12 protein-coding genes are annotated in these 13,609 nt (G+C 71.5%); 8 read left to right on the forward strand and 4 right to left on the reverse strand.

Annotated features, from left to right (window positions below):
* Nucleotides 1-94 precede the first annotated feature (94 nt).
* The gene (locus ACIQAC_RS12390; protein ID WP_402189672.1) at nt 95-1,867 is read left to right on the forward strand and encodes a biotin carboxylase N-terminal domain-containing protein; all 1,773 of its coding nucleotides are present in this window, start codon (nt 95-97) and stop codon (nt 1,865-1,867) included.
* Nucleotides 1,868-1,928: 61 nt separating this feature from the next.
* Here the strand turns inward: ACIQAC_RS12390 and ACIQAC_RS12395 are convergent, their stop codons facing one another.
* Nucleotides 1,929-2,867, reverse strand: a complete 939-nt coding sequence (locus ACIQAC_RS12395; RefSeq protein ID WP_402189674.1) for a DeoR/GlpR family DNA-binding transcription regulator — start codon at nt 2,865-2,867, stop codon at nt 1,929-1,931.
* A 203-nt stretch (nt 2,868-3,070) separates the two neighbouring features.
* Nucleotides 3,071-4,519, reverse strand: a complete 1,449-nt coding sequence (locus ACIQAC_RS12400) for an NAD(P)H-quinone dehydrogenase (RefSeq protein WP_402189677.1) — start codon at nt 4,517-4,519, stop codon at nt 3,071-3,073.
* Nucleotides 4,520-4,614: 95 nt separating this feature from the next.
* Here ACIQAC_RS12400 and ACIQAC_RS12405 point away from each other — a divergent pair, with 95 nt between their 5' ends.
* From ACIQAC_RS12405 to ACIQAC_RS12415, 3 genes are all read left to right on the forward strand, one after another.
* Complete coding sequence (locus ACIQAC_RS12405; RefSeq protein WP_402189680.1) at nt 4,615-5,052, forward strand: gamma-glutamylcyclotransferase; 438 nt, start codon at nt 4,615-4,617, stop codon at nt 5,050-5,052.
* A gap of 196 nt (nt 5,053-5,248) precedes the next feature.
* Complete coding sequence (locus ACIQAC_RS12410) at nt 5,249-6,073, forward strand: purine-nucleoside phosphorylase (RefSeq protein ID WP_402189681.1); 825 nt, start codon at nt 5,249-5,251, stop codon at nt 6,071-6,073.
* Between the two features lie 37 nt (nt 6,074-6,110).
* A complete protein-coding gene (locus ACIQAC_RS12415; RefSeq protein WP_402189684.1) occupies nt 6,111-7,742 on the forward strand; it encodes a phospho-sugar mutase in 1,632 nt (543 codons plus the stop codon).
* Between the two features lie 396 nt (nt 7,743-8,138).
* Here ACIQAC_RS12415 and ACIQAC_RS12420 read toward each other — a convergent pair whose 3' ends face one another.
* Nucleotides 8,139-8,804, reverse strand: a complete 666-nt coding sequence (locus tag ACIQAC_RS12420; RefSeq protein WP_402189685.1) for a PH domain-containing protein — start codon at nt 8,802-8,804, stop codon at nt 8,139-8,141.
* A 127-nt stretch (nt 8,805-8,931) separates the two neighbouring features.
* Between ACIQAC_RS12420 and deoC the strand changes: the two genes are divergently transcribed.
* The 3 genes from deoC to ACIQAC_RS12435 are packed head-to-tail and all read left to right on the forward strand — an operon-like array spanning nt 8,932 to nt 12,237.
* Nucleotides 8,932-9,879, forward strand: a complete 948-nt coding sequence (gene deoC, locus ACIQAC_RS12425) for a deoxyribose-phosphate aldolase (protein ID WP_402190684.1) — start codon at nt 8,932-8,934, stop codon at nt 9,877-9,879.
* Between the two features lie 20 nt (nt 9,880-9,899).
* Nucleotides 9,900-11,336: an aldehyde dehydrogenase family protein gene (locus ACIQAC_RS12430; RefSeq protein ID WP_402190687.1), complete on the forward strand. Its 1,437-nt coding sequence runs from the start codon at nt 9,900-9,902 to the stop codon at nt 11,334-11,336.
* A complete protein-coding gene (locus tag ACIQAC_RS12435; RefSeq protein WP_402189686.1) occupies nt 11,329-12,237 on the forward strand; it encodes an aldehyde dehydrogenase family protein in 909 nt (302 codons plus the stop codon). The genes ACIQAC_RS12430 and ACIQAC_RS12435 overlap by 8 nt, the downstream gene beginning before the upstream one ends.
* A gap of 112 nt (nt 12,238-12,349) precedes the next feature.
* Here ACIQAC_RS12435 and ACIQAC_RS12440 read toward each other — a convergent pair whose 3' ends face one another.
* A complete protein-coding gene (locus ACIQAC_RS12440) occupies nt 12,350-12,754 on the reverse strand; it encodes a hypothetical protein (protein ID WP_402189689.1) in 405 nt (134 codons plus the stop codon).
* A 56-nt stretch (nt 12,755-12,810) separates the two neighbouring features.
* Here ACIQAC_RS12440 and ACIQAC_RS12445 point away from each other — a divergent pair, with 56 nt between their 5' ends.
* Nucleotides 12,811-13,518 (forward strand): uridine kinase, encoded by a 708-nt coding sequence (locus ACIQAC_RS12445; RefSeq protein ID WP_402189690.1) that lies wholly within the window; start codon nt 12,811-12,813, stop codon nt 13,516-13,518.
* The last annotated feature ends 91 nt before the right edge of the window (nt 13,519-13,609 follow it).

Raw genomic sequence — 13,609 nt, forward strand, 5'->3', positions numbered from 1 at the left:
CGCTCCGTGTGGGCAAGCTCACCAGTGGGGACGGGTCGAAGTGCCGTGTCGGCAGTCCCTAAACTCGGCTTGTTTCAAGGAGGGAGCCTCAATCGTGCGCAAGGTGCTCATCGCCAACCGTGGCGAAATCGCTGTCCGTGTGGCCCGAGCCTGCCGGGACGCAGGTATCGCGAGCGTGGCCGTCTACGCGGACCCGGACCGGGACGCTCTGCATGTCCGCGCCGCGGATGAGGCGTTCGCCCTGGGCGGTGACACCCCGGCGACCAGCTACCTCGACATCGAGAAGGTGCTGAACGCGGCGCGCGAGTCCGGCGCCGACGCGATCCACCCCGGCTACGGATTCCTCTCCGAGAACGCGGAGTTCGCGCAGGCGGTGCTCGACGCCGGGCTGATCTGGATCGGCCCGCCGCCGCAGGCGATCCGCGACCTCGGCGACAAGGTCGCCGCCCGGCACATCGCCCAGCGCGCGGGCGCCCCGCTCGTCGCGGGCACCCCCGACCCGGTCTCCGGCGCCGACGAGGTCGTCGCGTTCGCCCAGGAGCACGGGCTGCCGATCGCCATCAAGGCCGCCTTCGGCGGTGGCGGACGCGGTCTGAAGGTCGCCCGCACCCTCGAAGAGGTCCCGGAGCTGTACGACTCGGCGGTCCGCGAGGCCGTCGCCGCGTTCGGCCGCGGGGAGTGCTTCGTCGAGCGCTACCTGGACAAGCCCCGGCACGTGGAGACCCAGTGCCTGGCCGACTCGCACGGCAACGTGGTCGTCGTCTCCACCCGTGACTGCTCGCTCCAGCGCCGCCACCAGAAGCTCGTCGAGGAGGCGCCTGCGCCGTTCCTCTCCGAGGCCCAGGTCGCCGAGCTGTACTCCTCCTCGAAGGCGATCCTCAAGGAGGCCGGCTACGTCGGCGCCGGGACCGTGGAGTTCCTCGTCGGCATGGACGGCACGATCTCCTTCCTGGAGGTCAACACCCGCCTCCAGGTCGAGCACCCGGTCACCGAGGAGGTCGCCGGCATCGACCTCGTACGCGAGATGTTCCGCATCGCCGACGGCGAGGAACTCGGCTACGGCGACCCCGAACTGCGCGGCCACTCCTTCGAGTTCCGGATCAACGGCGAGGACCCGGGCCGTAACTTCCTGCCCGCGCCCGGCACCGTCACCACCTTCGCCGCGCCCACCGGGCCGGGTGTGCGGCTGGACGCCGGTGTCGAGTCCGGCAGTGTCATCGGCCCCGCCTGGGACTCCCTGCTGGCGAAGCTGATCGTGACGGGCCGTACCCGCAAGGAGGCCCTTCAGCGGGCCGCGCGGGCGCTGGAGGAGTTCACGGTCGAGGGCATGGCGACCGCCATCCCGTTCCACCGCGCGGTCGTCACCGACCCGGCCTTCGGACCCGAACTGACCGGCTCCGCCGACCCGTTCACGGTCCACACCCGCTGGATCGAGACCGAGTTCGTCAACGAGATCAAGCCCTTCGCCGCGCCCGCCGACGCGGACACGGACGACGAGCCCGGCCGGGAGACGGTGGTCGTCGAGGTCGGCGGCAAGCGTCTTGAGGTCTCCCTGCCGATCTCGCTGGGCATGTCGCTGGCCCGCACCGGGCTCGCGGCCGGCGCCAAGCCGAAGCGCCGCGCGGCCAAGAAGTCCGGCTCCGCCGCCTCCGGCGACACCCTCGCCTCCCCGATGCAGGGCACCATCGTGAAGGTGGCCGTCGAGGAGGGCCAGGAGGTCAAGGAGGGCGACCTGATCGTCGTCCTGGAGGCCATGAAGATGGAACAGCCCCTCAACGCCCACAAGGCGGGCACCGTCATGGGCCTGTCCGCCGAGGTCGGCGCGTCCCTCACCTCGGGCGCGACCATCTGCGAGATCAAGGACTGACACCCCCGCGGGGGTGCACCACGAGGAGGGTCGGCCGCGTCCGCTCGGCGCAGCCGGCCCTTCAGCGTCGGCGCAGGTCCGCCACGCGTGCCCGTTCGGTGCCCGGGGGCTGTTCCCCCAGGACGGCGGCCGTGCGCAGTGCCGAGCCGGCGGGGACGCCGCGGCGCGGTCCCGGGAGGGGTACGTCCCGGACGTCCCGGCGCGGCTGTCGCGTCGGCGCGGTGTCACCCCCGGCGTTTCCCGACGGGTTGCCCGTGCTTCCGGCGACGGCGATCTGGACGCCCTGGTCGGCGAGGGCCTGGAGCTCGGTGGCCGCGCGGTCGTCGTGGCCCGGTGGCTCGTCGGTGACGAGGCGGGTGATGACGTCCGTCGGCACGGTCTGGAACATCGTGTCCGTGCCGAGCTTGGTGTGGTCGGCGAGGACCACGACCTCGGCGGCGGCCTGGACCAGCGCGCGGTCGACGGACGCCGACAGCATGTTGGACGTGGACAGTCCGCGCTCGGCGGTCAGTCCGCTTCCGGAGAGGAAGGCCCGGGAGACGCGCAGCCCCTGGAGGGACTGTTCGGCGCCGGAGCCGACGAGGGCGTAGTTGGAGCCGCGGAGGGTTCCGCCGGTCATGACGACCTCGACCCGGTTTGCGTGGGCCAACGCCTGGGCGACGAGCAGGGAGTTGGTGACGACGGTGAGGCCGGGGACCCGGGCGAGCCGGCGGGCCAGCTCCTGGGTGGTGGTCCCGGCGCCGACCACGATCGCCTCGCCCTCTTCGACGAGGCCCGCGGCGAGATCGGCGATGGCCGTCTTCTCGGCGGTCGCGAGATGGGATTTCTGCGGAAAGCCGGATTCCCGCGTGAATCCGCCCGGCAATACCGCACCGCCGTGCCGGCGGTCGAGGAGTCCTTCTGCCTCCAGTGCGCGCACGTCCCGCCGTACGGTCACTTCTGAGGTCTGGACGACGCGGGCGAGCTCACGGAGCGAAACGGCTCCGTTGGCTCGCACCATTTCGAGGATCAATTGGCGACGTTCTGCAGCGAACACGAAACTGACAGTAACCCCAACGACCGTCTGCTTTCAGCAGTTTGCGCCGAATAACAGAAGTTGTTCGCATGCGACGCACGGAAGTGGTATAGGAGCGTACGCCCGGCGCCTATGCCGGTAGCACGGGCCGCAACTCCCCGTGACCAGCGGGGAGTCGCCCGGGGACGTCAGACCTCGCCGGTCGACTTGCGCGTGTGCAGCTGCCGGGCCACCTCGGCGATCGACCCCGAAAGAGAGGGGTAGACGGTGAACGCGTTCGCGATCTGTTCGACCGTCAGGTTGTTGTCGACGGCGATCGAGATCGGATGGATCAGTTCCGAGGCGCGCGGGGCGACCACCACACCGCCGATCACGATGCCGGTGCCGGGGCGGCAGAAGATCTTGACGAAGCCGTCGCGGATGCCCTGCATCTTGGCGCGCGGGTTGCGCAGCAGCGGCAGCTTCACCACACGGGCCTCGATGACACCGCCGTCCACGTCCGCCTGGCTGTAGCCGACGGTGGCGATCTCCGGGTCGGTGAAGACGTTCGACGAGACGGTCTTGAGGTTGAGCGGGGTCACCGCGTCGCCCAGGAAGTGGTACATGGCGATCCGGCCCTGCATCGCGGCGACCGAGGCGAGGGCGAAGATGCCGGTGACGTCACCGGCCGCGTAGACACCCGGCGCGGTGGTGCGGGAGACCTTGTCGGTCCAGATGTGACCGGACTCGGTGAGCTTGACGCCCGCCTCCTCCAGGCCCATGCCCGCGGAGTTCGGAATGGCGCCGACCGCCATCAGGCAGTGGCTGCCGGTGATCACCCGGCCGTCGGCGAGGGTGACCTCGACCCGGTCGTCGACCCGCTTGGCGGAGGCGGCGCGCGAGCGGGCCATGACGTTCATCCCGCGGCGGCGGAAGACGTCCTCCAGGACGGCGGCGGCGTCCGGGTCCTCGCCCGGCAGCACGCGGTCGCGGGAGGAGACGAGGGTGACGTCGGAGCCGAGGGCCTGGTAGGCACCGGCGAACTCGGCGCCGGTGACGCCGGAGCCGACCACGATGAGCTCCTCGGGCAGCTCGTCGAGGTCGTAGACCTGCGTCCAGTTCAGGATCCGCTCGCCGTCCGGCTGGGCGTCGGGCAGCTCGCGCGGGTGGCCGCCGGTCGCGATCAGGACGGCGTCGGCGTGCAGGGTCTCCTCGGTGCCGTCGGCGGCGCGCACCACGACCTTGCGGGAGCCGTCGAGGGCCTGCATGCCCTCCAGCCGGCCGCGGCCGCGCATGACACGGGCGCCGGCGCGGGTGACGGAGGCGGTGATGTCGTGGGACTGGGCGAGCGCGAGGCGCTTCACCCGCCGGTTGACCTTGCCGAGGTCGACACCGACGACCCGGGCGGCCTGCTCCAGGGGTGGGGTGTCGTCGGCGACGATGATGCCGAGTTCCTCGTACGACGAGTCGAAGGTGGTCATCACCTCGGCCGTCGCGATGAGCGTCTTCGACGGCACGCAGTCGGTCAGCACCGACGCTCCGCCCAGACCGTCGCAGTCCACGACGGTCACCTCCGCGCCGAGCTGCGCCGCCACCAGCGCAGCTTCATACCCGCCGGGTCCACCACCGATGATCACGATCCGAGTCACGTACTCCATTGTCCCGCACACTTCAGGGTGGTACCGCCCCGGGGGCATCCGAGACACCACTGTTACGGGAGAGACGGCCGTTCCGGCTGCCGTACGCTCGACCCATGTCGCTCTACGCCGCGTACGCCGGAAACCTCGAAGCGCGGCTGATGTCCCGCCGTGCCCCCCACTCCCCGCTGCGCGCCACCGGCTGGCTTAACGGGTGGCGGCTGACCTTCGGGGGCGAGCACCTGGGCTGGGAGGGCGCGCTCGCGACCCTGGTCGAGGACCCGCTGGCCACGGTCTTCGTGGCGCTGTACGACATCGCGCCGATGGACGAGGACGCGCTGGACCGCTGGGAGGGCGTGGGCCTCGACATCTACCGCCGCACGCGCGTACGGGTGCACACCCTGGAGGGCGAGGAGAACGCCTGGGCGTACGTCCTCAACGCCTACGAGGGCGGTCTGCCGTCGGCCCGCTACCTCGGCGAACTCGCCGACGCGGCCGAGTCGGCGGGGGCCCCGCACGACTACGTGATGGAGCTCAGGAAGCGCCCCTGCTGAACCGGGCCGGGTCCTGGACTTGCCGAACCGACGCACCACCGGGAGAAGGACGTCCTCGTCCCGGACGAGTGACCGGCGTCCGCACAGCCGGTTCACGTCCGCACAGCCGGTTCATGGGAAACGACAAGACAACGATCGCCATCCCGTACGCTCCGTCATCTACGCGCGTAGGCAATGACCGGCTACCCTCGTGCGCGTGAACGCATCTCTTCTTCCGGACGACCTCCAGGGCGACCCCTACGCCGCCGCCGACGCCGCCGCCTCGCGCCTGCGCGAACTCACCGGCGCCGAGTCCCACGACGTCGCCCTCGTGATGGGCTCCGGCTGGGCCCCGGCCGTGGACGCGCTCGGCGCTCCCGACGCCGAGTTCCAGGTCACCGAGTTGCCCGGGTTCCCGCCGCCGGCGGTCGCGGGCCACGGCGGCAAGATCCGCTCGTACCGCTCGGGCGACAAGCGGGCGCTGGTCTTCCTCGGCCGCACCCACTACTACGAGGGCCGCGGTGTGGCCTCCGTCGCGCACGGCGTGCGTACCGCGGTCGCCGCCGGCTGCAAGACCGTCGTGCTGACCAACGGCTGCGGCGGTCTGCGCGAGGGCATGCGCCCCGGCCAGCCGGTCCTCATCAGCGACCACATCAACCTCACCGCCGCCTCCCCCATCGTCGGCGCCAACTTCGTAGACCTAACCGATCTGTACTCGCCGCGGCTGCGCGCCCTGTGCAAGGAGATCGACCCGTCCCTCGAAGAGGGTGTGTACGCGCAGTTCCCCGGCCCGCACTACGAGACGCCTGCCGAGATCCGGATGGCCCGGGTGATCGGCGCGGACCTGGTGGGCATGTCGACCGTGCTCGAAGCCATCGCCGCGCGCGAGGCGGGCGCCGAGGTGCTCGGCATCTCCCTGGTGACGAACCTCGCCGCCGGCATGACGGGCGAGCCGCTGAACCACGAGGAGGTCCTCCAGGCCGGCCGCGACTCGGCCGCCCGGATGGGCGCCCTGCTGACCCAGGTGCTCGGCAGGCTCTGACCAGACAGACGGCTCCGACAAGAGAGGCTGACCGAACGTGAGCGACGATCTCCTCGCACGGGCCCGGACGTGGCTGGCCGAGGACCCCGACCCCGAGACCCGCGCGGAACTCGCCGCGCTCATCGACGCGGAGGACCTCGCCGAACTCGGCGACCGTTTCGCCGGCATGCTTCAGTTCGGCACGGCGGGCCTGCGCGGCGAACTGGGCGCGGGCCCGATGCGGATGAACCGCGCGGTGGTCGTCCGGGCCGCCGCCGGACTCGCCGCGTACCTCAAGCGCCAGGGGCGGGCCGGCGGCCTGGTCGTGGTCGGCTACGACGCCCGGTACAAGTCCGCGGACTTCGCGCGGGACACCGCCGCCGTGATGACGGGCGCGGGCCTGCGGGCAGCCGTACTCCCGCACCCGCTGCCCACCCCCGTACTCGCCTTCGCCATACGGCACCTGGGCGCGGTCGCGGGTGTCGAGGTCACCGCGAGCCACAACCCGCCCCGGGACAACGGCTACAAGGTCTATCTCGGCGACGGCTCGCAGATCGTGCCGCCGGCGGACGCGGAGATCGCCGCCGAGATCGCCGCGGTCGGTGCCCTCGCCGACGTACCGCGCCCGGCGGACGGCTGGGAGACGCTCGACGGGGCCGTCCTGGACGCCTATCTGGCGCGTACGGACGCCGTTCTGGCGCCCGGTTCCCCGCGCACCGCGCGGACCGTCTACACGGCCATGCACGGCGTCGGCAAGGACACCCTCCTCGCCGCGTTCGCGCGGGCCGGCTTCCCCGAGCCGGTCCTGGTCGCCGAACAGGCCGAGCCCGACCCGGCGTTCCCGACCGTCGCCTTCCCCAACCCGGAGGAGCCCGGCGCGATGGACCTCGCCTTCGCGAAGGCCCGCGAGAGCGACCCGGACCTGATCGTCGCCAACGACCCGGACGCCGACCGCTGCGCGGTGGCCGTCAGGGACGGCGGCGACTGGCGGATGCTGCGCGGCGACGAGGTCGGCGCCCTGCTCGCCGCGCACCTCGTACAGCGCGGCGCCCGGGGCACGTTCGCCGAGTCGATCGTCTCCTCCTCCCTCCTCGGCCGGATCGCCGAGAAGGCCGGTCTGGCCTACGAGGAGACCCTCACCGGTTTCAAGTGGATCGCCCGCGTCGAGGACCTGCGCTACGGCTACGAGGAGGCGCTCGGCTACTGCGTCGACCCCGACGGCGTGCGCGACAAGGACGGCATCACGGCCGCGCTGCTGGTGACCGAGCTGGCGTCGGAGCTGAAGGAGCGGGGGCGCACCCTGCTCGACCTGCTCGACGACCTCGCGGTGGAGCACGGGCTGCACGCCACGGACCAGCTGTCGGTGCGGGTGGAGGACCTCTCCGTGATCGCCGACGCGATGCGGCGGCTGCGGGAGCACCCGCCGACGGAGCTGGGCGGGCTGGCCGTCACCGAGGCCGAGGACCTCACCAAGGGCACGGAGTCGCTGCCGCCGACAGACGGGCTGCGGTACACGCTCGACGGGGCCCGGGTGATCGTCCGGCCGAGCGGCACCGAGCCGAAGCTGAAGTGCTACCTGGAGGTCGTGGAGCCGGTCGGCTCGCACGCCGGGCTGGCGGACGCGCGGGCGCGGGCCGCGGCGCGGCTCGCCGGGATCAAGCGGGACCTGTCGGCGGCGGCCGGTATCTGACCCGCGCCGAGGGGCGCTCGGCGCGGGGTGCCGCATGCTCCTCGGCTGCCTTTGCCGGGGCTCCTGGACCCACTCTGGGGAGGAGTGCGAGTGCGCTCCTCCCCCCTAGGAGACACTCGCTCGCAGGTGTCCCGCGCCCCCCTCACCGGCATGGCGGGATGCCGTACGGAAAACCGGCACGAGGTGGGGGTGAGGGCTGTCATGCCGGTGCGGCACCGTCGTGGCTTGTCGCGCAGTTCCCCGCGCCCCTTGAGGGGGTGAGCGTGTCGTGCTTGTGCGGCGCCGTCGTGGCCGTTCGCGCAGTTCCCCGCGCCCCTGAGGGGGTGACGGCTGTCGTGACGGTGCGGCCCCCGCCTGGAGGGGGCGTGCGTCGTCGGGCCGGGGCGGGCCGGTGGGTCAGGCTGTGGCCAGGAGGATGATCAGGAGTAGGGCGCCTGCCAGCGCCGGGCCGGCGATCTCGTAGGCCCACCGCGCGGTGACCTCACCCTGCGCCGTCGACGCCTTCCCCCGCGCCTCCAGAATCTGCCGCATCTCGTCCATGATCCGATCCCCCTCGGCCCGCGACGGCCCGTCGTCCACCGCACTCGCGGGCCCCACGTTCCCCAGCCCGCCCATCCCGTTCCCGAAGAGCCCGCCCCGCACCCTCCGCCCGCTCGCCGCCGCCTCCCGCTGCGCGCTGCGCTTGTCCTCCCGGCGCGCGGCCTTCTTCCGCCCCCGCAGCGACACGGGCACCGCCCACAGCTGGAACTTGTCGCCGGAGTTCGCGACGACCTCGTTCGTGTAACCGGACCGCAGCGAGGCGACCTCACCCCACGGCAGCACCACCACCCGGAACGGGTTGCGGATCCGCAGCCGGTCGTCGCCCGCGAACACCGCCGGACGCAGCGTGTACGCCACGACCAGTGGCACAAAGAGCAGCAGCACGGCGACGGCCGTAAAGGGGGTACGGCCCTCTCCGGCGACGATCGCGTCGATGCCGAGCCAGCCGGCCAGAGCGAGCAGCAGGACGCCGCCGGCGAGGGCCATGGGGGAGCGGTAGATGCGGTCGTTCGTTGCGGTCATAGGGCGATTCTGCCTCACGGCGGTGTGCGGGTGCCGGTCGCCGTGGGGCCTCCTGTGCGCGGCCCCCCGCGTCCCGTTCCGAGGGCTGTACAGCCGCTACGCGCGTAGATATGCTCGTCTGGTGACCATGCCCACCTCTGCACACACCCTCACGGACGTGGCGGCCTCCGACAGCACGCTGCGGCGGTTCCTTCACGGGCTGCCCGGCGTCGACGCGGTCGGTCTGGAGGCGCGTGCCGCCTCTCTCGGGACCCGTTCGATCAAGACGACCGCCAAGGCGTACGCCATCGACCTCGCCATCTCGATGGTCGACCTGACAACGCTGGAAGGCGCGGACACCCCGGGCAAGGTCCGGGCGCTCGGCACGAAGGCCGTCCGCCCGGATCCGACCGACCGTTCGACGCCGGCCACGGCCGCGGTCTGCGTCTACCCCGACATGGTGGCCGTCGCCAAGGAGGCCGTCGCCGGCTCCGGCGTCAAGGTCGCCTCCGTCGCCACCGCCTTCCCGGCGGGCCGCGCCGCGCTCCCCGTGAAGCTCGCGGACGTGCGCGACGCGGTGGCCGCCGGCGCCGACGAGATCGACATGGTCATCGACCGCGGCGCCTTCCTGGCGGGCCGCTTCATGAAGGTGTACGAGGAGATCGTCGCCGTGAAGGAGGCCAGTGGCGCGTCCCGGCTGAAGGTCATCTTCGAGACGGGCGAGCTGTCGACGTACGACAACATCCGCCGCGCGAGCTGGCTCGGCATGCTGGCCGGGGCCGACTTCATCAAGACCTCGACCGGCAAGGTCGCGGTCAACGCCACTCCGGCGAACACCCTCCTCATGCTGGAGGCCGTACGCGACTTCCGTGCCCAGACCGGGATCCAGGTGGGCGTGAAGCCGGCCGGCGGCATCCGGACCAGCAAGGACGCGATCAAGTTCCTGGTGCTGGTCAACGAGACGGCGGGCGAGGACTGGCTGGACAACCACTGGTTCCGCTTCGGCGCCTCCTCCCTCCTGAACGACCTGCTGATGCAGCGCCAGAAGCTGGCCACCGGCCGCTACTCCGGCCCCGACTACGTGACGGTGGACTGATCCCCATGACCCCGGAAAAGCTGTCATCCGTATTCGAGTACGCACCCGCGCCCGAGTCCCGCGCGGTCGTCGACATCGCCCCGTCCTACGGCCTGTTCATCGACGGTGAGTTCGTCGAGGCCGCCGACGGCAAGGTCTTCAAGACGGTCTCGCCGTCGACCGAGGAGGTGCTCTCCGAGGTCGCGCAGGCCGGCGAGGCCGACGTCGACCGTGCCGTGCGCGCGGCCCGCAAGGCGTTCGAGCCGTGGTCGGCGCTGCCCGGCGCGGAGCGCGCCAAGTTCCTGTTCCGGATCGCCCGGATCATCCAGGAGCGCAGCCGTGAACTGGCCGTCCTGGAGACGCTGGACAACGGCAAGCCGATCAGGGAGACGAGGGACGCCGACCTGCCCCTCGTGGCGGCGCACTTCTTCTACTACGCGGGCTGGGCCGACAAGCTCGACCACGCCGGCTTCGGAGCGAACCCGCGTCCCCTCGGCGTCGCGGGCCAGGTCATCCCCTGGAACTTCCCCCTTCTGATGCTGGCCTGGAAGATCGCCCCGGCGCTCGCGACCGGCAACACGGTGGTGCTCAAGCCCGCCGAGACGACCCCGCTGTCCGCCCTGTTCTTCGCGGACGTCTGCCGCCAGGCGGGCCTGCCCAAGGGCGTCGTCAACATTCTCCCCGGCTACGGCGACGCGGGCGCCGCGCTGGTCGCGCACCCGGACGTCAACAAGGTCGCCTTCACCGGCTCCACGGCCGTCGGCAAGCAGATCGCGCGTACGGTCGCGGGCTCGACGAAGAAGCTGACGCTCGAACTGGGCGGCAAGGGCGCCAACATCGTCTTCGACGACGCCCCGATCGACCAGGCCGTCGAGGGCATCGTCAACGGCATCTTCTTCAACCAGGGCCAGGTCTGCTGCGCGGGCAGCCGGCTGCTGGTGCAGGAGTCGATCGAGGAGGAGCTGCTCGACTCGCTCAAGCGGCGCCTGTCGACCCTGCGGCTGGGCGACCCGCTGGACAAGAACACCGACATCGGCGCGATCAACTCCGCCGAGCAGCTCTCCCGTATCACCACCCTCGTCGAGGCCGGTGAGGCGGAGGGCGCCGAGCGCTGGTCCGCGCCCTGCGAACTGCCGGAGAGCGGCTACTGGTTCGCGCCGACGCTGTTCACCAAGGTCACCCAGGCGCACACGGTCGCCCGCGACGAGATCTTCGGCCCGGTCCTGTCGGTCCTCACCTTCCGCACCCCGGACGAGGCCGTCACCAAGGCCAACAACACTCCGTACGGACTGTCCGCGGGCATCTGGACGGAGAAGGGCTCCCGGATCCTCGCCGTCGCGAACAAGCTGCGCGCGGGTGTGATCTGGTCCAACACGTTCAACAAGTTCGACCCGACGTCGCCGTTCGGCGGTTACAAGGAGTCGGGCTTCGGCCGCGAGGGCGGTCGCCACGGCCTGGAGGCGTACCTCGATGTCTGACAAGTCCGACAAGAGCGAGCAGCAGCGTCTGAGCGTCTTCAAGACCTACAAGCTGTACGTGGGCGGAAAGTTCCCGCGTTCCGAGAGCGGCCGGGTGTACGAAGTGACCGACTCGAAGGGCAGGTGGCTCGCCAACGCGCCGCAGTCCTCCCGCAAGGACGCCCGGGACGCGGTCGTCGCCGCGCGCAAGGCGTTCGGCGGCTGGTCGGGCGCCACCGCGTACAACCGGGGCCAGGTCCTCTACCGCGTCGCCGAGATGCTGGAGGGCCGGCGCGACCAGTTCGTCCGCGAGGTCGCCGACGCCGAGGGACTGTCGAAGTCCAAGGCGGCGGCCGTGGTGGACGCGGCGGTCGACCGCTGGGTCTGGTACGCGGGCTGGACCGACAAGATCGCCCAGGTGGTCGGCGGCGGCAACCCGGTGGCGGGCCCGTACTTCAACCTCTCCTCACCCGAACCGACGGGTGTGGTCGTGGTCGTGGCCCCGCAGGACTCCTCGTTCCTCGGCCTGGTCTCCGTCCTGGCCCCGGTGATCGCCACGGGCAACACGGCGATCGTGATCGCCTCGGAGAAGTCCCCGCTCCCGGCGCTCTCCCTGGCCGAGGTCCTCGCCACCTCCGACGTCCCCGGCGGAGTCGTCAACGTCCTGTCCGGCCGTACGGCGGAGATCGCACCCCCGCTGGCCGCCCACCAGGACGTCAACGCGATCGACCTCGCCGGCGCGGACGAGTCCCTCGCGAAGGAACTCGAAATCGCGGCGGCCGACAACCTCAAGCGAGTCCTGCGTCCACAGCCTGTGGATTACACGGCGACCCCGGGCACCGACCGCCTGACGGCCTTCCTGGAAACCAAAACAGTCTGGCACCCCACAGGCGCACTGGGCGCGTCGGCCTCCTCCTACTGAGCAGGCCGAAGGCCGCGACCGGCGGACCCACGACAGAGCAGGCCGAAGGCCGCGAAAGGGGCGCGGGGAACTGCGCGACCAGCCACAGTCGGCCCGCAGCTCCCCACCTCCGTCACCCCACCGCCCCCAACGCCTGCCCCACAACCGGCACGCTCCCCAGCGAGGAGGCCTGCGCCACCGGCCCGGTAACCATCTGAGAAGCAACCGGCTGGAAGTCAGCCAGCTGAGTACCAACCCCGTTGTCGAGCGGATCAACACCGGTCCCCGCGAGGGGATTGGGCTTGAGCCCGGACACCGGCCCGGTGACATACCGCACGGACCCGGTAAGCGCCTGCACCCCCGACTGCGGATCAATCGTGCCGAGCGAGGTCGGCCGGCTGCGCATCACGTCGACGACCGGCTCGGCGTCGGCGGCGGCGGCCGTCACGGCCCCGGCGCCGAGGGCCACGCCCGCGGTGGCGAGCACCGCGAGCGCGCGCTGGGCGTGCGGCTGCTGGGAGGTCTGGGGTCGAACCATCACTGCCACCTTCTACTCCACTGGGTAATCGTTTCGACACGAAGGGTAGTTGAGGTGTGACGCGCGCATCAAAGGCGACCCGCGGGCTCGTTCGGGGGCTCCTTGATGCCCCAGACTGGTCTCCCGTGACCTCCCATCCGCCCGTACCCGCGCGAGTCGTGCTGCTCTGCGGCCCTTCCGGCTCCGGCAAGTCCCTCGTCGCCCACAGCTCCGGGCTCCCGGTCCTGCGCCTCGACGACTTCTACAAGGAGGGCGACGACCCGACGCTGCCGCTGGTCCTGGGAAGCACCGACATCGACTGGGACCACCCCGAGTCCTGGGACGCGGACGCGGCGGTCACCGCGATCACCGAACTGTGCGCCACCGGCCGTACGCACGTCCCGGTCTACGACATCGGGCTCAGCGCCCGTACCGGCAGGGAGGGTGTGGACATCGGCCGCACCCCGCTGTTCGTGGCGGAGGGCATCTTCGCCGCGGAGATCGTCGGCCGCTGCCGCGAACTGGGTCTGCTGGCGGACGCGCTGTGTCTGAGCCGCGGTCCGGTGAAGACGTTCCGCCGGCGGTTCGTGCGCGATCTCAAGGAGGGCCGCAAGTCGACGGCGTTCCTGCTGCGCCGCGGCTGGCGCCTGATGCGCGCCGAGCGCTCGATCGTGGCGAGACAGCGGGCGCTGGGCGCACACGCCTGCGACCGAGACGAGGCGATGTCCCGCCTGAAGGACGCGGTGGCGGGGCGGCGCGCCGGGTCCCGTACAACGACGGCGTAGTCACCGAGCTGCTGCCCTGCGCACGGAAAAGCGGGACTGGACGGACCCCCCGGCCCTCCAGTCCCGCTTCCCTTGGTGCTCCCCCGTGGTG

This window comes from Streptomyces sp. NPDC088387 (genome assembly GCF_044753385.1).
In the GTDB taxonomy this organism is placed as follows: Bacteria; Actinomycetota; Actinomycetes; order Streptomycetales; family Streptomycetaceae; genus Streptomyces.

Bases quoted from the DNA above. Each gene is read 5' to 3' on its own strand.
- ACIQAC_RS12395 (WP_402189674.1), bottom strand. From the start codon at position 2,867: ATGGTGCGAGCCAACGGAGCCGTTTCGCTCCGTGAGCTCGCCCGCGTC.
- ACIQAC_RS12400 (WP_402189677.1), bottom strand. From the start codon at position 4,519: ATGGAGTACGTGACTCGGATCGTGATCATCGGTGGTGGACCCGGCGGG.
- ACIQAC_RS12405 (WP_402189680.1), top strand. From the start codon at position 4,615: ATGTCGCTCTACGCCGCGTACGCCGGAAACCTCGAAGCGCGGCTGATG.
- ACIQAC_RS12420 (WP_402189685.1), bottom strand. From the start codon at position 8,804: ATGACCGCAACGAACGACCGCATCTACCGCTCCCCCATGGCCCTCGCC.
- deoC (WP_402190684.1), top strand. From the start codon at position 8,932: ATGCCCACCTCTGCACACACCCTCACGGACGTGGCGGCCTCCGACAGC.
- ACIQAC_RS12435 (WP_402189686.1), top strand. From the start codon at position 11,329: ATGTCTGACAAGTCCGACAAGAGCGAGCAGCAGCGTCTGAGCGTCTTC.
- ACIQAC_RS12440 (WP_402189689.1), bottom strand. From the start codon at position 12,754: ATGGTTCGACCCCAGACCTCCCAGCAGCCGCACGCCCAGCGCGCGCTC.